Source organism: Mesorhizobium sp. M0028, from assembly GCF_040323855.1.
Lineage (GTDB): Bacteria > Pseudomonadota > Alphaproteobacteria > Rhizobiales > Rhizobiaceae > Mesorhizobium.
The window spans coordinates 509,742-529,541 of the sequence record NZ_JAMYVG010000003.1; the positions used below are offsets into that span (position 1 = coordinate 509,742).

At 59.7% G+C, this 19,800-nt stretch carries 20 protein-coding genes; 6 read left to right on the forward strand and 14 right to left on the reverse strand.

What is annotated here, in order from left to right; genetic code table 11:
• Positions 1-42: 42 nt before the first annotated feature.
• Positions 43-828, reverse strand: a complete 786-nt coding sequence (locus NKJ93_RS10290) for an ATP-binding cassette domain-containing protein (protein ID WP_352588826.1) — start codon at positions 826-828, stop codon at positions 43-45.
• Positions 825-1,877, reverse strand: coding sequence for an ABC transporter permease (locus NKJ93_RS10295; protein WP_352588829.1), 1,053 nt, complete (start codon positions 1,875-1,877; stop codon positions 825-827). The genes NKJ93_RS10290 and NKJ93_RS10295 overlap by 4 nt, the downstream gene beginning before the upstream one ends.
• A 161-nt stretch (positions 1,878-2,038) precedes the next feature.
• Here NKJ93_RS10295 and NKJ93_RS10300 point away from each other — a divergent pair, with 161 nt between their 5' ends.
• The gene (locus tag NKJ93_RS10300; RefSeq protein WP_352549505.1) at positions 2,039-2,950 is read left to right on the forward strand and encodes a GntR family transcriptional regulator; all 912 of its coding nucleotides are present in this window, start codon (positions 2,039-2,041) and stop codon (positions 2,948-2,950) included.
• Between the two features lie 134 nt (positions 2,951-3,084).
• On the opposite strand, the gene NKJ93_RS10305 is transcribed toward NKJ93_RS10300, so the two are convergent.
• The 3 genes from NKJ93_RS10305 to NKJ93_RS10315 are packed head-to-tail and all read right to left on the reverse strand — an operon-like array spanning position 3,085 to position 4,619.
• Positions 3,085-3,678, reverse strand: coding sequence for a DJ-1/PfpI family protein (locus tag NKJ93_RS10305; protein WP_352549507.1), 594 nt, complete (start codon positions 3,676-3,678; stop codon positions 3,085-3,087).
• Positions 3,644-3,907, reverse strand: coding sequence for a hypothetical protein (locus NKJ93_RS33580; protein ID WP_502896972.1), 264 nt, complete (start codon positions 3,905-3,907; stop codon positions 3,644-3,646). The genes NKJ93_RS10305 and NKJ93_RS33580 overlap by 35 nt, the downstream gene beginning before the upstream one ends.
• A gap of 10 nt (positions 3,908-3,917) precedes the next feature.
• Positions 3,918-4,619, reverse strand: coding sequence for a GntR family transcriptional regulator (locus NKJ93_RS10315; protein ID WP_023718518.1), 702 nt, complete (start codon positions 4,617-4,619; stop codon positions 3,918-3,920).
• 329 nt (positions 4,620-4,948) lie between these two features.
• Here NKJ93_RS10315 and NKJ93_RS10320 point away from each other — a divergent pair, with 329 nt between their 5' ends.
• Genes NKJ93_RS10320 through NKJ93_RS10330 form a run of 3 tightly spaced genes read left to right on the forward strand, consistent with a single transcriptional unit; the run spans position 4,949 to position 8,507 of the window.
• Positions 4,949-6,172 carry an iron-containing alcohol dehydrogenase gene (locus NKJ93_RS10320; protein ID WP_352588832.1) on the forward strand — a complete coding sequence of 408 codons (1,224 nt, stop codon included), beginning with the start codon at positions 4,949-4,951 and terminating at the stop codon, positions 6,170-6,172.
• A 17-nt stretch (positions 6,173-6,189) separates the two neighbouring features.
• Positions 6,190-7,677 (forward strand): NAD-dependent succinate-semialdehyde dehydrogenase, encoded by a 1,488-nt coding sequence (locus NKJ93_RS10325; protein ID WP_352588835.1) that lies wholly within the window; start codon positions 6,190-6,192, stop codon positions 7,675-7,677.
• Between the two features lie 8 nt (positions 7,678-7,685).
• Complete coding sequence (locus tag NKJ93_RS10330) at positions 7,686-8,507, forward strand: alpha/beta hydrolase (protein WP_023718520.1); 822 nt, start codon at positions 7,686-7,688, stop codon at positions 8,505-8,507.
• A 126-nt stretch (positions 8,508-8,633) separates the two neighbouring features.
• Here NKJ93_RS10330 and NKJ93_RS10335 read toward each other — a convergent pair whose 3' ends face one another.
• The 5 genes from NKJ93_RS10335 to NKJ93_RS10355 all read right to left on the reverse strand — a co-directional run bounded on the left by NKJ93_RS10335 (position 8,634) and on the right by NKJ93_RS10355 (position 13,920).
• Positions 8,634-9,713: an ABC transporter ATP-binding protein gene (locus tag NKJ93_RS10335; protein ID WP_352588838.1), complete on the reverse strand. Its 1,080-nt coding sequence runs from the start codon at positions 9,711-9,713 to the stop codon at positions 8,634-8,636.
• Between the two features lie 10 nt (positions 9,714-9,723).
• On the reverse strand, positions 9,724-10,569 hold the full coding sequence (locus tag NKJ93_RS10340; protein ID WP_352484910.1) for a carbohydrate ABC transporter permease: 846 nt from the start codon (positions 10,567-10,569) through the stop codon (positions 9,724-9,726).
• On the reverse strand, positions 10,562-11,425 hold the full coding sequence (locus NKJ93_RS10345; RefSeq protein WP_245278558.1) for a carbohydrate ABC transporter permease: 864 nt from the start codon (positions 11,423-11,425) through the stop codon (positions 10,562-10,564). Before NKJ93_RS10345 ends, NKJ93_RS10340 begins: the two co-directional genes overlap by 8 nt.
• Before the next feature lie 129 nt (positions 11,426-11,554).
• Complete coding sequence (locus NKJ93_RS10350) at positions 11,555-12,793, reverse strand: ABC transporter substrate-binding protein (protein WP_352588841.1); 1,239 nt, start codon at positions 12,791-12,793, stop codon at positions 11,555-11,557.
• A gap of 107 nt (positions 12,794-12,900) precedes the next feature.
• The gene (locus NKJ93_RS10355; RefSeq protein WP_352588844.1) at positions 12,901-13,920 is read right to left on the reverse strand and encodes a GntR family transcriptional regulator; all 1,020 of its coding nucleotides are present in this window, start codon (positions 13,918-13,920) and stop codon (positions 12,901-12,903) included.
• Positions 13,921-13,923: 3 nt separating this feature from the next.
• Between NKJ93_RS10355 and NKJ93_RS10360 the strand changes: the two genes are divergently transcribed.
• Together NKJ93_RS10360 and NKJ93_RS10365 are read left to right on the forward strand one after the other, a co-directional pair.
• Complete coding sequence (locus tag NKJ93_RS10360; RefSeq protein WP_352588847.1) at positions 13,924-14,811, forward strand: enolase C-terminal domain-like protein; 888 nt, start codon at positions 13,924-13,926, stop codon at positions 14,809-14,811.
• Positions 14,812-15,110: 299 nt separating this feature from the next.
• Complete coding sequence (locus NKJ93_RS10365; RefSeq protein ID WP_352588884.1) at positions 15,111-15,551, forward strand: hypothetical protein; 441 nt, start codon at positions 15,111-15,113, stop codon at positions 15,549-15,551.
• On the opposite strand, the gene NKJ93_RS10370 is transcribed toward NKJ93_RS10365, so the two are convergent.
• The 4 genes from NKJ93_RS10370 to NKJ93_RS10385 all read right to left on the reverse strand — a co-directional run bounded on the left by NKJ93_RS10370 (position 15,544) and on the right by NKJ93_RS10385 (position 19,220).
• Entirely contained in the window at positions 15,544-16,851 is a 1,308-nt protein-coding gene (locus NKJ93_RS10370) for an NRAMP family divalent metal transporter (protein ID WP_352496629.1), read from the reverse strand. The two genes, NKJ93_RS10365 and NKJ93_RS10370, sit on opposite strands and share 8 nt — an antisense overlap.
• A gap of 170 nt (positions 16,852-17,021) precedes the next feature.
• Positions 17,022-17,738 carry a pentapeptide repeat-containing protein gene (locus NKJ93_RS10375; protein ID WP_352496628.1) on the reverse strand — a complete coding sequence of 239 codons (717 nt, stop codon included), beginning with the start codon at positions 17,736-17,738 and terminating at the stop codon, positions 17,022-17,024.
• Between the two features lie 594 nt (positions 17,739-18,332).
• A complete protein-coding gene (locus NKJ93_RS10380) occupies positions 18,333-18,698 on the reverse strand; it encodes a hypothetical protein (RefSeq protein WP_023721803.1) in 366 nt (121 codons plus the stop codon).
• A gap of 144 nt (positions 18,699-18,842) precedes the next feature.
• The gene (locus NKJ93_RS10385) at positions 18,843-19,220 is read right to left on the reverse strand and encodes a VanZ family protein (protein ID WP_245278716.1); all 378 of its coding nucleotides are present in this window, start codon (positions 19,218-19,220) and stop codon (positions 18,843-18,845) included.
• Positions 19,221-19,800: the final 580 nt, after the last annotated feature.

The window sequence follows — 19,800 nt, forward strand, 5'->3', positions numbered from 1 at the left end:
CAGGCATTTGCGGACCGGAACGGTCCCCAAATCTCGAACGGGTCAGGCTCCAACGATCATGGAAACCAGCTCCTGTTTGTTGTCCTTGGTCGGCACCAGTTCGCCGACCCTGCGGCCCTGGCGAAGCACCACCGCGCGATCGGCGAGTTCGACGACGTGTTCCATGTTGTGAGTGATCAGGATGACGGCATTGCCCTGGTCGCGGAGCGCAGCAACCAGATTGAGCACCTGCCGTGATTCACGCAGGCCGAGTGCGGCGGTCGGCTCATCCAGAATGACAACCTTGCGGGCGAATACGGTCGAGCGGGCCACGGCAATGGCTTGTCTTTGTCCACCCGACATCATGGCGACGACGGCATCCAGCCGCGGCAACGTGACCTTGAGATTCACCAACAGAGCGCGGGTCTCGGCGTCCATTCGGCGCTGCTGCAGAAATCGCAGGCCGCGCGGAAGCCATTGCGGGCCAGCTAACTCGCGACCGGCAAAGAAGTTCTGTCCCGGTGTCAGATTGTCGAACAGCGCCAGGTCCTGATAGACGGTCTCGATGCCGGCGAAGCGCGCATCCGCAGGGGAGCGTATCTGCGTTGGCGCACCATCCAAAAAGATCGCGCCGGCATCGAGTTGGTGCACCCCGCTGATGCATTTGGTTAGCGTCGATTTGCCCGCGCCATTGTCGCCGAGCAGGCCGACGATCTCGCCTCGCCGAACCTCGATGCTGACATCGTCCAGGGCCAGAACCGAACCGAAACGCTTGGTAGCACCGCATACCGCCAGCACGGGATTGTCCGCGGTGACCGCATGATCGGCGTTGGCCGCAGCAGCGATCATGACTGCCTCCCGGCTTGCAGGACACGCACACGTCCTTCGAGGTAATTGCGCAGCACGTCGGACTCGACCGCTATGACGATGACCACGCCGATGACGATGAGCTGGAAAAAGACGTTGACGTTGAGCAGGTTGAGCGCGTTGCGGATAACGCCGATCATGATGGCGCCGATCAAGGCATGGCCGAGGTGGCCGCGACCACCAAGAAAGCTGGCGCCGCCAATGATCACCGCCGCGATCGTATCCAGTTCCAGCAGATTGCCGAACAGCGGCGAACCGGCGTCGGTGCGGCCGGCAAGGATGACTGAACCGATGCCGGCGCACAGCCCTGAGATGACATAGACGGAAACCAGGACCCAGGACACGGGAATACCCATGCGCAACGCAGCGTCGGGCCGGCCGCCAACCGCATAAATCCAGCGCCCCCAGACCATGGTTTTAGCCATGACGAAAAGCACCGCGGCAACGCCGGCAACAACGAAAACCGATCCAGGCAGACCCCAGACCGCGTCGCGGCCAAGCGCATCGATCGAATCCGGCATGCCAGGGATGGCGCGGCCATCGGCCAGTTGCAGCGCCAACCCCTTGGCGATGCTCAATGTTGCCAGCGTGATGATGAAAGGATGCGGCAGTCGGCCGAAGACATAGAAGAGCCCGTTGATCGCGCCGACCGCGGCACCGCAGCCAACCATCACCGCGATCACAACGATGGCGGGGGCGCCAGCATGAAAGCTCAGCGCGCCAACGACGGAAGCCAGCGCAAGGTTCGAGCCGACGGAGAGATCGATGCCGCGTGTCAGGATGACCAGATGCTGGCCCATCGCCACAACCGAGATGACGGCGGTCTGGGCGAGGATGTTGCTGAGATTGCGTCCTGTCAGGAAATAGGGTGACAGAAAGCTGAGGACGGCGACCAGCAGCACCAGGATGACGACCGGACCAGCGCTCAGCAGCATCAGGCCAAGCGCAAGGCCGGGGACGGCTTCTGATTTCCTGGATGCCGGCAACGCGGCCTCGCCGACAGTCGTGCCGGTGTTTCCCGTTTCAGGCAAATTTCCCCTCCCCGCCGCAGCTTGTGCGAGCCGCGTCGTCAAAAACTCAATTCGTGCCTCTTCTTATCGATAAAAAACAACCAGCAGGGTCGGGTCAAGTTGTTTTTTATGGATAAAGTTCATGCTAAAAAGGACAAGGTATTGTTCCAAAGGAAAATCCGATGAGAACGGACACCGTCTACAAGAAGGCCTTCAATCGAGCTGCAAATATGCTGCGCGACGGACAATTGGCCGGCGAACTTCCTTCCGAAAATGAGCTTAGACGGCGAATGTGCGTCAGCCGCACAACCGTCCGAAAGGTTTTGCGAGAACTTGTTAACCGCGAACTTGTCACCGAACGCCACGGCCTCAGAGCGACGGGCCGCGCGGTCGACGACAACGACTACTATCCGGACGCCGAAACTACGCCTCGCGCCAAACATGTCGAACAGCAGTTCATGGAGTGGATGCTGCGGGGTGACACCAGGCCCGGAACCAGCATCAATGAGCTTGAGCTTGCACGGCAATTCGGTGTTGCGACCAATGGAATTCGCGAATTCCTGATCCGCTTCAGCCGGTTTGGACTGATCGAGAAAAGGCCGAATACAGGCTGGCTTTTCAAGGGTTTCACTGAAGACTTTGCACTTGAGCTCTTCGAGATCCGGGTGATGTTTGAACTGCGTTCGGCACAACTGTTTTCACTGCAGCCGAACAGCTCTCCGCTATGGTCGAAACTCGCCGCGCTCAAGATGGCGCATGCCGACCTGCTGGAGCGAATTGAGAGCCGCTTTCACGACTTCTCCGGCCTGGACAACCGGTTCCACCGGCTCATAAACGAGGCATCACCGAACCGCTTCATCGATGATTTCTACGACATCATCACGTTTATTTTTCACTACCACTATCAGTGGAACAAGCAGGACGAAAAGCAGCGCAACCTTGCCGCAATCCACGAACACATTGCCTATATCGATGCGCTTGAGAGCCGCAACTCCACTCGGATTGAGGTAGCCTGCCGAGCGCATCTGGCTTCAGCAAGGGAAACACTGATGCGTTCGCTTACGGGATTTGATGAAACCAGTATCAATGCATAGCGAAAGACCTTTGATCCTGGGAGAAAACTCAGCGCGATGCAGGCGTTTTGTGATCCGAGGCCGAATTGGCGGTGACAAGTTCTCCTTCCAGAAAGGGAACCGACGCACCCCTTTGAGACGCGTCGGAAGAAGGTCTACGCGTGGCGGATTTCTGTCCCAAGCACGTTCAGGCACTCGCGGATAAACGCTGCAAGCGCCGTCCAGCCCTTGGCTGAAACCATCGTGCCGTCGACATATGCCTCCGTTGGAGACAGGTCGATATAAGTGCCGCCCGCAAGCGTCACTTCGGGCTCGCACGCCGCCAGTGCGCCGACCTTCTTGCCACGCACGACGCCGTCTACCGCAATCAGGATCTGCACGCCGTGGCAGATCGTGAAAATGGGTTTTTTGCTCTCGTGGAAGTGGCGCACCATCGCCTGCACGCGCTTGTCGGTGCGGATGTATTCGGGGCCGCGACCGCCGGCGCAGTACACAGCGTGGTATTGCTCCAGCTGCTTCTCAGCGTCGGAGAAGGTCTTGTTGATCAGCGCATAGTGGCCGAGCTTTTCGGTGTAGGTCTGATCGCCCTCGAAATCGTGCAGCGATGTTTTGATCACGTCTCCGGCGCTTTTGTCTGGGCACACGACATGGACAGTGTGGCCCACCGCTTCCATCGCCTGCTGGTAGACGAAGATTTCGTATTCCTCGGTGAACTCACCGGTCAGCATTAGGATCTTTTTGCCTGGCATGGTCGTTTCCTTTCCTATGACAACGGCCCGGCGAGCCATATGCTCGCCCGGTATTTGAGTTTTCAAAGGGTGAATCGGGGGAGTATTCCTTGGCATTGGCCTGCGTGATCAAAGTGGCGTCCAGCTTCACGTTGCCCCGAACCGGTGCCTGCCCAATCAGGTTGGCGACGGTCATGTAGACAGCCGATACGCCTGCCTTCCCTGCATCGATACGAACCGCAATGGACATCGGGACCGTCTCAGTCGAACGCCAGCAACAAGCGGTCGCGGGAATGCTCGATATGGCGACGCATCGCCTGCTCGGCAGCGGCAGGATCGGCCGCAGCGAAAGCGGCCAGGATGGCCTCATGTTCGTCAAGCGCCTCTTCGGTGACGCGCGAATGGAACATCAGGCGAAATATGTGGAAGTGGGTATGCTGGTGCGCCAGCGTTTCGCGCACGAGTTCGTTGTTGGCGAATTCCATGACCTTGTCATGGAAAATGGCATCCTGGCGGGCGAAGTTGGAATACCTCAGGCGCTCGTCCTTGCCTTCACGGCGCGCCATGACGCCCGCCGATTCCTGAAGCTGTGCGAGCTTTACCTCGTCCATGAGCGCGGCTGCCTTGGCCGCGCCATGAGGCTCGAGCAGCAGGCGAAGCTCGTAGAGTTCGTCAAACCGTCGTTTCGTGATCTGCGGCGCAGCGCGATAACCGATCAGATGCGTCTTCAGCACCAGGCCTTCGCCTTCGAGCCGGCCGAGCGCCTCGCGGATCGGCGTGTGGGAGACGTTGAATTCCTTGACCAGACTGTCGACCGTGATGCGCGAGCCCGGCGCAATCTTCAGCGACATGAGTTGCGCAAAAATCGCTTCGTAGACGTCCTCAACCAGGCTGCTGGAGCGCTGGATACGCCCGCCGGCGAGGTTCGCTTCGTCTAGACTGGGTAAGTTCATGGCCTGCATGTTTTGCCTCTTGACACATTGAGTTGCTAACACGATGCTCCGACCAATGCAATCCTATATCCTATACGATTTTATAGAGGATATAATTTGAGGCTGTTTCAAGACAAAGCAATCGTACTTGCGATGGCCCTGCTGGAGCAGCGGGCCGACTCCGCGGTCCGGGCTTCCTCACCGTCCGAGCCTGAACGGACCGTCAGCGCTCCGGGCGATGGTTCAACGCGTCGGAACGCAAGCGCGCTGCAACTGGGGTTTGGCGTCAAACCCAGCCTTTGGGCCGAGTTGAACGGCCTTTCGCATTCCAATCCAGACATCATCACAGGATGCAGATAATGAGCCTTTTCGCTGCCATACGGCTGCCGCGCGAAATCCTCTTCGGGAAGGGCCAACGCCACGTCATTCCGGTTGTCGCGGCCAGGCTCGGGCGTCGCGTGCTCGTCTGCACCGATGAACGTTTTGCCGCAACGGGCCCGTTTGGAGAGATCGTCGCGGCGCTGCGAGCCGCCTCGATAGACGTACTGGTGCATGATCGCGTGCTACCCGACGTTCCCCGGGACACCGTTGCCGTCTGCATTGAGGAAGCACGGAGGTTCGCGCCCGACATGGTGATCGGCATTGGCGGCGGCAGTTGTCTCGATATGGCCAAATGCGCCGCGTTGCTCATCACTCACGGCGGTCAGCTCCAGGATTACTACGGCGAGTTCAAGGTGCCCGGCCCGACGCTGCCGCTGATCGCGGTGCCGACAACAGCCGGCACGGGCTCTGAAGTGACCCCGGTCGCCGTAATCTCCGATCCGGATCGCACTCTGAAGGTCGGCATCTCCAGCCCATATCTGATCGCGGCCGCGGCCATCTGCGATCCTGAACTGACGATGACATGCCCGCCGGCATTGACGGCGATCGCAGGCGCCGATGCGCTGACGCATGCAATCGAGGCCTTCACGGCCGTCAGGCGGGGGACCGATCCCCGCCTTCCGCAGAAACATGTCTTTATCGGCAAAACCGCTTTGACCGATCATTTCGCCCTGCTGGCGATCAAGCTGCTTGGCCGAAGCCTTGAAACGGCATACCGCCAGCCCTCTGACGAGGACGCCCGGGCCGACGTGATGATGGGTGCACTGGCCGCCGGCTGTGCGTTCGGAACGGCCGGCACAGCGGCAGCGCACGCCGTGCAATACCCGGTTGGCGCGATAACCCACACCCCTCACGGATTGGGTGTCGCCACCATGCTGCCATACGTCATGAAGTACAACAGAACAGCCGCAGCGACCGAGATGGCCGAGATCGCCAACGCGCTCTGCCTCGATGGTAAAGGCCGGACGCCCGAAGAGTTGGCCGACGCGACCATTGGCGAGGTCAGTCGGCTGTTTGGGGCAATCGGGATCACCCCCTCGTTGGCCGAACTGGGGCTGCCCGCCGATAAGCTCGATTGGACGGCGGAACAAGCGATTGGTATCGAGCGCCTCATCAAGAACAATCCGCGTCCATTCGACTTGGGGTCCATGCGCCGCCTGGTCCAGGCCGCCTTTGATGGCGACCTCGCCAGCATCATGTAACAATCGGGAATATCGAGATGAACACGTTTTCACAGGTTCTGTCGGATGATCAGGGCATCAGCGACTTCCACACAATCTCGCACGGGCTGTATATTGGCGGCCAATGGCGCCAGTCCGCGGATGGCAGGGTGATTCCGGTCGTCGATCCTTCGACCGAGGCTGTCATCGCCGCTGTGCCCGATGCGACCGTGAACGACGCGGCCGCTGCCGTTGACGCCGCTGCCAAGGCAGCCCACGGCTGGCGGACAACGTCGCCGCGAAGGCGTTCCGAGATCCTCAGACGCTGCTTTGAGTTGATGACGGAACGATCGGAGGCACTGGCTACTCTCATCGCATTGGAGAACGGCAAGGCTCTGCGGGATGCCCGCGGCGAGATCGCTTATGCCGCGGAATTTTTCCGCTGGAATGCCGAGGAGGCCGTTCGCATTACTGGCGAATTCGGTATTGCGCCTTCCGGCACCAACCGCATCGTGGTCGACTACGAACCGATCGGTATCTGCGTCCTGATCACGCCTTGGAATTTCCCTGCCGCGATGGCGACCCGCAAGATCGCGCCAGCACTTGCCGCTGGATGCACGGTGATCTTGAAGCCAGCCAGCGAGACCCCGCTTACCGCCTACGCGCTGGCCGCGCTCTATCAGGACGCAGGCGTGCCACCGGGGGTGGTCAACGTCCTGACGACCTCCAGTCCGGGCCCTTTGACAGCCGCCATGCTGGCCGACCCGCGAGTGCGCAAGCTCTCCTTCACCGGTTCGACGGGTGTGGGTCGCGCTCTGCTGGCAGAGGCTGCCGGGCATGTGGTTTCGTGTTCGATGGAACTCGGCGGCAACGCACCGTTCATTGTGTTCGACGACGCCGATCTCGAAGCGGCGCTCGATGGCGCAATGGTGGCCAAGATGCGTAACGCCGGTGAGGCCTGTACGGCCGCCAACCGCCTCTACGTGCAATCTGGCATTTACGAAGCCTTCTCGGATGGCCTCGAGAAGCGGATGTCGTCGCTCAAGGTCGGCCCTGGCACCGACCCGGACACGGAATGCGGACCCATGATCACGAAAAAGGCGGTCGAGAAAATAGATCGCCTTGTCATCGACGCAGTCGCACGCGGCGCGCGGGTCATGTGCGGCGGCTCAGTCCTGTCCGGAACTGGTTTCTTCTACCCTCCTACAGTGCTTCGCAACGTGCCAGGTGACGCAAAGATGGCGCATGAGGAGATATTCGGGCCCGTGGCGCCGATCTCGAGCTTCGACACCGAGGCTGAGGTCATCGCACGCGCCAATGACACCGAATATGGGCTTGCTGCCTACATCTACACGCGCGATCTGGCACGCGGCATGCGGGTGGCCTCCCGGATCGAGGCCGGGATGATCGCTGTCAACCGGGGGCTGATGTCCGATCCGGCAGCCCCCTTCGGCGGCGTCAAGCAGAGTGGGCTCGGCCGCGAGGGAGGGCAGCATCATGGCATTGCCGAGTTCATGGAGGCGAAATACCTCGCCATCAGCATGTGAGCAGAAGAATGCAAGGCGATCCCTTTCGCATCCGCGACCACGTCGCGGATTTTGACGAAATCGTGCAGGAGTTCGTTGGCCGCAGCGAGGCCGCCCGCGCCACCATTGCGATGACTGCGGACGTGGCCTACGGACCGGATCCGACCGAAACCATGGATCTGTTCTTTCCCGCGGGGAAAAGAACGGCGCTGCCGGTGCACATCTTTGTCCATGGCGGCTACTGGAGAATGTTCTCCAAGCGCGACTATTCATATGTCGCGACGACGATTAGCCAGGCCGGGGCCATTGCCGTCATCCTTGATTATGCTCTAATGCCCAAGGTCAGAATGGCGACGATCGTCGACCAGGTGCGCCGCGCCAAGCAGTGGGTCCTCGCCAACATCGCCGATCATGGCGGAAACCCGGCGGCCCTGACTGTCAGTGGTCATTCGGCAGGAGCCCATCTTGCAACGTTTCTGTTCGACGGCGAGCATACCCCCTCGAATGTGAGGGCAGCCCTTCTGCTGAGCGGGCTCTACGATTTGAAACCGCTCCAGGATTCCTTTCTCGCCGACGAGATTGGAATAACCGACGAGGAAGTCGCCATGTTTACGCCGCTCGCCTGTCGGCATGATCCTCAAACCAGGGCGGCGGTTCTGGTCGGAGCCAATGAGACGCCACCCTTCCATCAGCAAGCCGATCGATTCAAAGCAAGCTTGGTGCGGCAGGGATCGTTGGTAACGTCGCATGTGCTCCCGAACCGCAACCACATGGACAGTGTCAGAGATCTTGGCGTGCCAGGGACGGAGGCTGCTGATTGCCTGACAGAACTGATCGCCAAGGCCCGCTGACTACCCTGCCGAGATACCGCTCACCCAGCGCAGCTTGACCGCAAGCGGTCCGCATTCGCTCCGGATGAGTTCGAGGCGACATCGCGGATCCCTGCGCCACTGCGTCCAGCCGCTGGTATCCACGTCCTAAATGTCGATGCGCTGCTCGCTATCCGGATCGAACAGGTTGACGCTCGCCGGATCGACGGCAAGAAATATTGGCTCTTTGCGCCGGCCGGCAAACCTCGGCGGCAGGCGCGCGATGATCGCGTTCTCGCCGACCTGCACAGTCACCATGGTTTCAGGCCCGGTGGGCTCTACCACGTCGATCTCCCCAATGATCGAAGCTCGATTCTCCGCAACGGTTCTCAGCTCTTCAGGCCGTATGCCCAACATCACCGGTCGCTCAGAGCCCACCTGCCGGTTCCGCGTCGGCAACACGATCGATACACCGCTCGCTTGAAACCGGACACCCTCCGAATCCGGGACCAGTCGTCCGGCAAGGAAGTTCATTGCCGGAGATCCGATGAAACTTGCCACGAACATATTGGCGGGCCGTTCATAGATGGTGCGCGGATCGCCCAATTGCTGGATGTAGCCGCTTTTCATGACGGCCACCTTGGTGCCCAGCGTCATCGCCTCGATCTGATCATGCGTGACATAGACGATGCTCGTGCCGAGACGCTCGTGTAGGCGCTTGATCTCCGTGCGCATTTCCACGCGAAGCTTGGCATCGAGATTGGACAATGGCTCGTCGAAGAGGAACAGCTCCGGGTCGCGCACGATCGCGCGGCCCATCGCAACGCGCTGCCGCTGTCCGCCCGAAAGGTTGGCGGGGCGTCGATCGAGCAGATGGGAGATTTGCAACATTCGCGCGGCATCTTCCACGGCACGCGTGCGCTGGTCGGCGCCCACGCCACGCATTTCCAATCCGAAGCCGATATTCCTCGCGACCGACATGGTGGGATAAAGCGCGTAGGATTGGAACACCATCGCGATATTGCGGTCCTTGGGCGCAAGGTCGAGGACCGAGCGTCCACCGATCAGGATGTCACCGCCGGACGTGTCGTCGAGGCCGGCAATCATGTTGAGCAAGGTCGACTTGCCGCATCCGGACGGCCCGAGCAGAACCAGAAAGCCTCCGTCCTCGAGCTCGATGTCGACCCCGTGAAGAACCTGTACGGAGCCATAGGACTTGCGCACGTCCCTGATGGAAAGTGTCGCCATGCGAGTACTCCTAGCCTTTGATGGCGCCTGCGGTCAGCCCCTGAACCATGGTTCGCTGGACAATCGCGAAGAGCACGATGACCGGGATGATGCTGAGAATGCCGCCTGCCGCCAGAACGCCCCAAGGAAGCTGGAACTCTCCGACCATCAGTTGCAGGCCCACGGGCCAGGTGCGAGACCCCTGCCCGGTCGTGAGCATCAGGGCGAACAGGAACTCATTCCAGGCCGCGATGGCAATGAACACCGAACTTGCGACCAGGCCGTTCCGCGCAAGGGGCATGACGATACGGACCATGGCGCCAAGCCTTGTCGAGCCGTCGATGCGAGCCGCGCTCTCGAGTTCCTTAGGTGCCGAATCGAAGAACCCCTTGAGCATCCACACGAACAGCGGCAGCAGGAAACTCGTATAGGCAAGCGCTAGGCCGAAACGGCTGTCGACGAGCCCCACACCGCGCATAACAACATAAAGGGGAATGATCATCATGACTGCGGGAAACATGCGAACGACAAGATAGCCGAGCATGAGCTGATCTCGGCCTCGAAACGCGAAGCGAGAAAATGCATAGGCGGCAAGCGTGCCCGTGACGACGCAGATCGTCACCGTCAGCAAGGTAACGACGAGGCTGTTGCCTATAAGCCGTGGGAAACCTGACTGCGTCCAGATGGCGACATAATTGTCGAAGGTAACGCGGCTCGGGAGGTACTGCATCGTCTGGGTGACAATGTCGGCCTCATATTTGAGGGATGTCAGGAACATCCAGATCATCGGACCGATGCAGAACACCGTCAGGCTTGCGAGCACGATGTAGGTGGCGATGTTCGCGATCATCCGCCGGTGACGCTTGCTTTCAATCATCGCCCTGTCCTTTGGTAATCCTGGAGATGCGGATATACCCGGCCGCGAAGATCATCAGGGTCACGAACATCACCACCGACAGGGCGGATGCGTAGCCGAAATTGAATTCCTTGTAGGCGGTCTGAAAGGCATACAACGACAGCACTTGCGTGGCATCTCCCGGTCCGCCACCGGTGAGAATGAGGAGCAGATCGGGCGAATTGACCAGACCGATGACGCGCAGGATCACTGCCGCCGCGATGACGGTCTTGAGCATGGGCAAGGTGATCAGCCTGAGTTGTGCCGCCAGGCCTGCGCCGTCGACCGCCGCTGCCCTGTAGAGATCCTCGGGAATACCCTTCAGGCCCGCGAGCAGTAGCAGCGCGAAGAATGGAAACCCATGCCAGGCCTCGACGAGAATGGTCGCCGCAAGCGCAGTATTGGGATCAGCAAACCATGCCTTGTAGGCCTGCAGGACGCCTAGCCGGACAAGAAGATCGTTGATGACTCCGAGCCGCGGATCGAGCAGCAAGGCCCACATATGACCCGCTACGACATTGGGTAGGAAGTAGGGAAGCAGGATGAGCACGGCGAAGATTTTCGTGCCCGGCAAATCCCTGTTGAGAGCTGTCGCGGCGAGAAGACCAAGCGATAGTTCCAGCACGACCGCGGCAGCAACCCACACGACGGTGTTCTTCAATGCGATCCAGAATACCGGGTCTGACCACATCGCTAGATAATGTTTGAAGCCGACCCAGCCATCCAACCCGGGACGCGTCAGACGCATCTCGCGAAAGCTGATGGCCATCCCGTAAAGCGTCGGATAGGCGATCACGAGAAGGATAAGGGCGAGGCTGGGAAGGAGCAGCAAATACATCCAGTATCGGGTCTCGGATAGTTCGCCGAGAGCCCGCATAGGCAGATATCTGCTCGAGCTTATTATCATGAATCTGCGATGCGAAAGCACCGTCCCGTTGCGTTCTGAGCACGGCTGCACGTCCGGGGATCAGCGGAGCGCCGCCTCCAGGCCCTGGATCATGCGGTCTACTGCCTGTTCCGGCGTCGACTGATCCGTCAGCACCGACTGGAAAGCGGGATTGACGACATTTTGGGACCAGCCCGCGGCGCCGACGAAATTGTTCGGCAGGCGTCCGAACTTGAGCGTTTCCGTCGCCGCATTATAGATCGGATTGCCGGTGATCCGCTGATCCTGCAGCGCAGCGGCGGAGGCCGGAAAATAGCCGGTCCCCTCGAGCAGGGCCAGGGCAGCGTCCGTTTGGCCCCAGAAGCTCACCCACCGCCAGGCAGCCTCGATATTGTCTTCCTTCATGACGCCGTTGCCGGCGTACGCGACGCGAGCGACATGCGCCTTCGGACCGGCCGGCATCGGCGCGGTCGAGAATTGTTCACCCTGCTTCATCGCACTCGAGATTTCGTTCAGCGAACCGGTATGATGCCACACCATCGCAGTCTGCCCGGTGCGGAAGGCTTCCATGATCTGACGGTAGCTGTCGTGGGGCGCGCTCGGCGGCACGACCTTTTCCTTCAGGAAGAGATCGGAATAGAACGTTATCGCCTCGATCGCCGCGGCCCTGTCGATGGCCGGCTGCCCATCCTTGACGATCGGCGAGCCGAACGCCTCCATGACATCGATGACATATTTGAAACCGCCGGCGCCGGCGCGCATGCCGAAGGCATACCTGCCCTTCGAAGGATTGGTCAGTTTGCGGGATGCCTGAAGGAATTCGTCGAAATTTCGGGGTGGCCCCGTCAGTCCAGCTTCCTCGAAATAGTCTGCGCGGTAGTACATCCAGTCAACGAAGGCGAAGGCGGGAACCGCATAAATGGCGCCATTGCTGGAAAGCCCGGTCCAGCGATTGTCGGGAAAGTTCGCCTTGCCCTCCCACCCATTCACGCGCTCGGTAAGATCGATCAATCCCTCCATCGCGGTAAGATCGGCGAAGCGCTCGGCGATCACCATGGCGGTATCGGGACGCCCGCCGGCCAGCACGGCCGATGAAACCTTGGCCATATATTCCGAGTTCGGGATGTTTTCCTGGGTCACCGCCACATCTGCATTGGCCGCCTGAAACAATCCGATGATCTTGAGTAAGCTGGCCATTTCCGACTGACTGGTGAAGTGGTGCCAGTAACTCATGGCACTCGCGGCACGGGCACCACCAATGCGCCCTGCCATCGCGAGGGCCGCCGAACCCACGAGAAACTGCCTTTTGTTCAACCGCATGCGAACCTCCAAGATATCAGATCAGCAGACTGATCGATCAGTTGGAGTGTTGGGTAACATCATTTCCCAAGCCGTGCAACCGCGCCGGAGAGGCAAGCAACGACGTGTCAGACCAGACCAAGGTTCCGCTGCATGGCCGCCTGGAAATGGGACTGCAGCTTTGCTTCGGCAGCGTCGGCATTCCTGGTGCTGCAAGCCTCAAGGATGTCGAGGTGTTCCTTCAGTGTCCGGATCATGATTGGCGAGGTGAGTTTGCTGTCCAGCCGCAACAGACGTAGATAATTGTGCATGCGCCGATAGGTGCTATCGATCAAGGGATTGCGCAGCGCGCCGATGATTGCGCCATGCAGCTCTCCCTCCAGCGCATCCATCTCCTCCAGTTGCTCCTTTCCCACACCCTCCCGTTCGATGCGCCGGACCAGCCGGGAGTGCCGCATTTCCAAGGCATTCATGACGGCTTCATCGCCCTGCTCGGCAAAGACGCGAATTGCCGATCGCTCTATGATGGCGCGGAATTGGTAGGTGGCGCGCGTGAGCTCCATGCCAGGTTTTATGAACTGGATTCCGGAGCGTGGATGGATGGTGAGAATTCCTTCCGCCTCGAGCTTGCGCAGAGCGTCACGAAGCGGAGCGACGGGCACGTCAACGATCGCGGACAGTTCGCTCTGCGAAACGAATGCCCCGACCGGAACGCACCTGTCGAACAAGCGTTCCAGAATTCGTTCGTAGGCAACATCGCTCATACGGGTGGCCGCCACCAGGGTATGAGAGATGGCTTTTGCTTTGCCCGCCACTTGCGGCACCTCCATTGATTCGGTACTGAGACATCTTAGCTGATAGATCAGTGCGTTATCATAAACGATCAGAAAGCCCCTGTGATGAGCCTTTCGCATTTTCGTATAACCCGATTTCAGTTCGCCCGCGACCGGGTAATCGGGGACAGTCAGGTTCGAGCCGACGATGTAAACGTCGCTGCGCTGGAACTCGTTTCGAAAAGTGGTGAAGTGGGACTGGGCTTCATCCAGACGCTCTTCAATCCCCTGCCCGACCAGACTGAGATTGAGACCGTTTTCGAAAACGAGGTTTGGCCGGGGCTGAAAGGACATAAGGCGATCGCGCTGGTTCATCGTGTGAACCGCCCGCGCGGTGGCAATCAGCGGGCGTACTCCCTGCCTTTTCATGAAGCGATCCAGGTGGCGCTTTGGGATCTTGCGGCAAAGGAAGCTGGCCTACCCCTTCACGTGCTGCTCGGCAGTCGTCGCAACCGTGTGAAAGCCTACGCCAGTGGCCTCGATTTTCACCTCGACGACGATGCTTTCGTCTCCTTGTTTTCCCACGCGGCGTCGCTTGGCTATTCCGCTTTCAAGATCAAGGTCGGCCACCCGGATTTCGATCGCGATCTGCGGCGCCTGGAGCTGTTGAAAACCTGCGTGCCGGCAGGCTCGGAAATCATGATCGACCCGAACGAGGCGTGGACCTCGAAGGAAGCGCTAATGAAATTGGTGGCGATCCGCGATGCCGGCCACGATCTTCTCTGGGTCGAGGATCCAATCCTGCGTCACGACCACGAAGGATTGAGAATGCTCAGGCAGGCCATGACATGGACTCAGATCAACAGCGGCGAGTATCTGGATCTTCAAGGCAAACGGCTTCTTCTGGAAGCCCACGCAGCCGACATCCTGAATGTCCACGGTCAAGTCACCGATGTTATGCACATTGGTTGGCTGGCCGCCGAGCTCGGCATCCCGGTCAGCATCGGCAACACCTTTCTGGAGATCGGCGTGCACATGGCGGTCGCGCTGCCGGAAGTCGAATGGCTGGAATATTCGTTTCAGAACTTCGATCATCTGGTGGAACAGCCCATCGAAATCCGGGACGGCTACGTCTATGCGCCCGATCGACCTGGCCATGGATTGGTACTGTCCGAAAGAGCGCGCGGCGAATGGATGAGACCAAGGCGCCTGATACGGTCGGAACTGGGTACCGCGCCAGAAAATGCACGCCTCCCTGGCAAGTGAGTGAATGACCGAGCCAGCTTGGGAGTTGGCGATGCATGGCACAATTCACGCCACCTCGAAGACCACATGTCCGAAGAACGTGCCGACACGATGCGCGCGATCATCTCCTGGGGCGCTACGCGGAGTTGTTCGGCTACGACGAGCCGTCGAAGCAATTCGACCTCGAGAACCCGGCGTGAGCGAGTTCGCAGGGCTGTCTTCTCAGGAACATTCCATGATTTCGATCGAACAGGCTGCCAATTAATTTGGGCATCGTCCTGCCGCGCGGGTCCGGGATCGGGTTCCTCGGTGCTGGAATTATGCTTCTCAAGAAGGAACTGAACGTGTGCGACCTCAATACTGCGCCGACCCGCTGGTCTTCCGCCGCGTTCGGCGTCCTCGCCAAGCCCGCCGGACGCTCCTCGCCGCGGTCGCGGCTGGTTAACCGAGTTCGAGCCCAGTTTCTCGTCCGTGTGGTCTGCCGCAATCCCGACGTCGGCATCGGTCATCTGAGCCTTCGGCGCCTCGACCGCCCCGATCTGAAGAGCACCCGCGCGTTTCGAGGTAACGTCCAGCAATCGGCGACAACCCGCAACCAATGCCGGTTGAAGCTGTTGTGGGACGGCTCGGCCTCGAGCCTGCGGTTTCGGCAGCGCGATAGTCTAGGGCGTCGAGACCTTGATAGAGTGTCGAAGATAGCTTCCGGCCTGGTTTCCACCGCCATACGAACTGCGGCGGGTGATCAATTGGCTGTCACATGAACCAGCTCATGAGCATTCCGACCATGCACATCGCCATAGCGATCGTGGAGGCCCATCCCAGCCAGCGCAGCCAGCCCTTGACGGTGAAGTCGCCCATGACCTTTGGCTGGGCTGTCATTATCATCATGACCGTCATGACCGGAACGGCGACGACACCGTTGACGACGGCTGTCCAATACAGCGCCTTGATCGGATCGATTGGACCGAACGTGATCGCTGCTCCGAGCCCCGTGGCCGCGGCAAGAGTGCTGTAAAACGCCACAGCCTCCCCAGGTCTGCGCGACAACCCCACGGGCCATCGTCTCGCCTCGCCAATGGCGTAAGCCGCCGCGCCGGCCAGGATTGGTACCGCCAGCAACCCTGTCCCGACGATGCCGAAAGCGAAGATAGCAAAGGCAAAATCGCCGACGATCGGCCGCAGCGCCTCGGCCGCCTGAGCGGATGTCTCGACGTCGGTGATGCCGGCTTTGTTCAAGGTCGCCGCGGTCGCGAAGATGATCGCCAGCGCGATGACGTTGGAGAATGCCATGCCTATGAGAGTGTCGGCGCGTATTCGCGAGAACGCGTCGACCGCCTGACGTGGAGCCCTCAACAACGATTTTCTGCGATGATTTGCGTGGACCTCTTCGGCCTCCTCTGACGCCTGCCAGAAGAAGAGATAGGGCGAAATCGTCGTGCCGAAGATAGCGAGAAGCGTAGTGAAGAACTCGTTGCTCCAGACAATTCGCGGGACCAGCACGCCACCCAGTGCTTCGGCCCAGGGAACTTGCACAGCAAACACGACAGCGACATACGAGAACAGGCTCAACGTCATCCATTTCAAGATGAGCGCGTAGCGATCGTAGTTCACGAAAACGATTCCAATTACGCAAATGGCTGCGAACAGGACGACATAGAGAACGGTCGGGCCGCCGATTAGAAGCTTCGTCGCATCGGCCATGGCGCTGAGATCGGCGCCGATGTTGACGGTATTTGCGATGAACAGAAGAGTTACGATGGACTGTAGAAGCCAATTCGGATAGTGGCGGCATAGATTGCCTGCGATGCCGTGGCCGGTGGTCCTTCCGATGCGCGCACTGATTTCCTGAATCGCGACCATCAGAGGATAGGTCAGCAGCATCGTCCATCCGATTGCGAACCCGAGTTGGGCCCCCGCCTGGCTATAGGTGCCGATCCCGGATGGATCATCGTCCGACGCGCCAGTGATGAGGCCCGGCCCCAGTCTGCGGAGGATCGTCTTCTTCACGGGAGAGACAGATGAACTCGGTCGATTTTTCTTGGAAGCCGCCAGCTCATCCATTGCGTCGGGTCCACAGAGCAAAGCCAGCAGCACCAGTAGCTGCCGCGATTTCGCCAATACCAATACCGTAGAAACGTGCCACTTTGGCGGAGGATCTCCGCCCTCCGAAGGCAGAAGTTACAGGTTCGAATCCTGTCGGGTGCAGCATTGCCGCAGTTCGTTTGCGACAACTATTCCTGCTGGAATTGACAGGGCCAATCTTCAGGCCTCGTCAAGCCAGAAGTCAACTCGGTCCGGGCGTCTCCGCAAGCCATGTTGAGCTGCCACTGGGACAGACCCACCGAATTGGAAAGGTCGAGGCCCTCGATACGGGTCAGAAACAAAAAAGCGCGGTCAAAGTCTACCGGCGCGGTGAACGTCGCTCCTCGGAAGTCCGCCCGTGCGAGATTGGCAAACGAGAAGCGGCTGCCGCTGATATCGGCGTCATGGAACTGCGCACGCCCCAATTCTGCCTTTGTGAAATCAACATTGGTCAGATTGGCGTCCTGGAAATTCGAGCGCTGCATTTCCGCGCTCGCAAACACAGCGCCCTGCGCGTCCATACGGCTGAAGTCGGTCCTGTAGGCCTCGATTCTGTCGAACCGGGCGCCTTTGGCGGTCGAGTCGGCCAGGGAAGCACGCACAAGCGTTGCCTTCTCAAGATTTGCGGCAACGAGATTGCTGTTCCTGAGGTCGGTCGAAGTGAAATCAACACCGAACAGGTTCGCCCCGCTCAGGTCCTGTCCTTCTAGGATGAGAAGCTTCTTGTCACACTCGCGCCAATTGACGCCAGGCGTCGCGGCTGCGTCGCAATTTTGAGCGGCAGTGGCGTTCTGCCAAGCAAACACAGTGCAAAGCGCTAGAACCAAGCCGGATGCGCCGTAAGCTCTGATTCGCCTCAAAGTCATTGTTGCTGGACCTCTGCTACTCGCCGACACTCAACCTTACCACATCTGCTGACACACGAGCCACGGTGACCACCGCGGTCACAGTTAGCGCATTTCTCATATTCACGATTTGATGTTGATCAACCGATCAACCCGCGCGTGGGGCGCGATTTGCGAGCGCCTCCCCATATCATCGCCGGTCCAGCAGAGCGCCCTGAAAGAATCGCCAGCCCGAAAGCGGACTATAACGCTAGCATCGACTACGCGCGCGCAGAAGCAAGCCGTGAAAACGTGGTTGTGAAGATCATCGAGTAGCGTGCCGGCTAAGCGTATCTCTAGGGAGCGAGGATGATCACGCCGCCAAGACGACACGGCGTGCCGATCGCGAGATACTGCCAGGAGGCCATGGGGCCGGGATTCCAAGCCATCGTAGGTTGCCTGCTTGGGCCGGATGGACGCGAGGCGAAATCATGCAATCCCCGCGACGGCTCATCGCCGCCGACAATATGGACCCAGAAAGAGAGGCGAGGACGGAAGCGGAGCTTGCGATTGCCGAGCGATGGTCTTCTTGCTCGTCGGTCCTCTCTAGCGGGTTCCCGGGAGGGCGATGCAAAGCTAAGTCTCTGCGCGGCGACGCCACCACGTGAGCCCGCAAGCGAAGACCCAGTTGAAATAGATGAGGGCGATAACCGGCCCGGCCAGGGGACCTTGCAGGTGCCAATAATCAAGGAAGTACCGTGCGCCTTCTGATAGCGTTCCATACGCCGTACCTACGAGCACGACGCATGCGGTAACAAGCAATCCGTTAGCGATATGGAGTGAAGGTATAGTGCGCAGTGCGTTGAGCCAAGCGGCAAACGAGACCGCAGCTAATGGCAGGCAACTCAACGCGCCCGCGATCCACCCGTGGCCAGCGCCAGCCAACGCGATGAAACCGAACAGCAGCAAGGCGCCGAACAGCGAGGCGATGACGTATTTCATGCGTCTAGTTCCGGGACTCCGAGTCCTTCTTAGCTACGGCCATCCCATTCTCCTCGCGGAAATCCTTTAGCGAAGCGTGCCGCAAATCCTATTCACCGCGCAAGTACTTTACGCGGCCAGCCCGTACTTGCCAGGATGCGACCTCTAGGAGAAGCCGTCAGCTAATTTCTTTGTCCAGCTTGCAATCGCGAGCCCGCACGCGATGCCGACACAATCGGCAAACCAGTCGAAGATATCCATGTCGCGACTTATTATTTGCATGCCCTGCAGTATCTCGATCGCGCCGCCAGTAAGGGCGAGAAAAACTATCAGCCTTGCTCTGTGCTCTGGCCAACCAAGACTGCCGATAGCCGTCAACACGACGAACGCTGCGGCGTGATTGAGCTTGTCATCGTGAGAGGTGAACCCGAAACCAAAATTCTGCAAAAGCCACACCGGTGAGAGCGCGAGCACGAGGACACCGGCCAGTGTGACCAGAAAAGCAATCCTTGCCACGATGGGAAAAGGTCTCGCACGCAACAAATCAGGCCACTCCTTTTATCCGAACCTAGGACGCCGCTACTTCGAACATAGCCATCCGCACGTGGCGGCACATTGGGGAACAGAGTCCATTGCCGCAGATGGCTGGGAAAAAGGTAAATTGGAATCTCGGTAGGCTTCTGCGTTTAATACGGCAGTATCAGGGCGGGCGTCAGAAGCGGGCTGCGATCGGTGCCACCGACCAATGCAGCAATCGGAGGGGGAGTTTGCTGCGCGTACCGAACCGGCCACCCGGTTGTTCACCAACGGCGGCCGCGCCAGCAAGAGCTGCAGCGGAAAAACCAAAACGAGCTGCTCGGGCGGCAGCAGCGACAAGACAGCCGCAACCGCAATCAAGTCGCGGGGCGCCTCGGAGATCCCTGCGTCCGAAACCAACCACTCAGCCACGATCAGCCCGTGAGGCGCGCACGAAAGAGCGTGGAGCCGTCCGCCAGGCGCGACCTCGAAATATCCCGGAATCCAGCCTCGGTCATCCACGCGCGATACTGACCTTCAGTGTACGATTCGCCGTGGCGATAGAGGTTCAAGAAGGTGAGATTCAGAAAGACACCCTCAGGCGGGC

Excerpts from the sequence above, each read along its gene's own strand:
- NKJ93_RS10290 (WP_352588826.1), bottom strand. The coding sequence starts at position 828 with ATGATCGCTGCTGCGGCCAACGCCGATCATGCGGTCACCGCGGACAAT.
- NKJ93_RS10300 (WP_352549505.1), top strand. The coding sequence starts at position 2,039 with ATGAGAACGGACACCGTCTACAAGAAGGCCTTCAATCGAGCTGCAAAT.
- NKJ93_RS10305 (WP_352549507.1), bottom strand. The coding sequence starts at position 3,678 with ATGCCAGGCAAAAAGATCCTAATGCTGACCGGTGAGTTCACCGAGGAA.
- NKJ93_RS33580 (WP_502896972.1), bottom strand. The coding sequence starts at position 3,907 with ATGTCCATTGCGGTTCGTATCGATGCAGGGAAGGCAGGCGTATCGGCT.
- NKJ93_RS10315 (WP_023718518.1), bottom strand. The coding sequence starts at position 4,619 with ATGCAGGCCATGAACTTACCCAGTCTAGACGAAGCGAACCTCGCCGGC.
- NKJ93_RS10320 (WP_352588832.1), top strand. The coding sequence starts at position 4,949 with ATGAGCCTTTTCGCTGCCATACGGCTGCCGCGCGAAATCCTCTTCGGG.
- NKJ93_RS10325 (WP_352588835.1), top strand. The coding sequence starts at position 6,190 with ATGAACACGTTTTCACAGGTTCTGTCGGATGATCAGGGCATCAGCGAC.
- NKJ93_RS10330 (WP_023718520.1), top strand. The coding sequence starts at position 7,686 with ATGCAAGGCGATCCCTTTCGCATCCGCGACCACGTCGCGGATTTTGAC.
- NKJ93_RS10335 (WP_352588838.1), bottom strand. The coding sequence starts at position 9,713 with ATGGCGACACTTTCCATCAGGGACGTGCGCAAGTCCTATGGCTCCGTA.
- NKJ93_RS10340 (WP_352484910.1), bottom strand. The coding sequence starts at position 10,569 with ATGATTGAAAGCAAGCGTCACCGGCGGATGATCGCGAACATCGCCACC.
- NKJ93_RS10345 (WP_245278558.1), bottom strand. The coding sequence starts at position 11,425 with ATGTATTTGCTGCTCCTTCCCAGCCTCGCCCTTATCCTTCTCGTGATC.
- NKJ93_RS10350 (WP_352588841.1), bottom strand. The coding sequence starts at position 12,793 with ATGCGGTTGAACAAAAGGCAGTTTCTCGTGGGTTCGGCGGCCCTCGCG.
- NKJ93_RS10355 (WP_352588844.1), bottom strand. The coding sequence starts at position 13,920 with ATGAACCAGCGCGATCGCCTTATGTCCTTTCAGCCCCGGCCAAACCTC.
- NKJ93_RS10365 (WP_352588884.1), top strand. The coding sequence starts at position 15,111 with ATGCTTCTCAAGAAGGAACTGAACGTGTGCGACCTCAATACTGCGCCG.
- NKJ93_RS10370 (WP_352496629.1), bottom strand. The coding sequence starts at position 16,851 with ATGGATGAGCTGGCGGCTTCCAAGAAAAATCGACCGAGTTCATCTGTC.
- NKJ93_RS10375 (WP_352496628.1), bottom strand. The coding sequence starts at position 17,738 with ATGACTTTGAGGCGAATCAGAGCTTACGGCGCATCCGGCTTGGTTCTA.
- NKJ93_RS10380 (WP_023721803.1), bottom strand. The coding sequence starts at position 18,698 with ATGAAATACGTCATCGCCTCGCTGTTCGGCGCCTTGCTGCTGTTCGGT.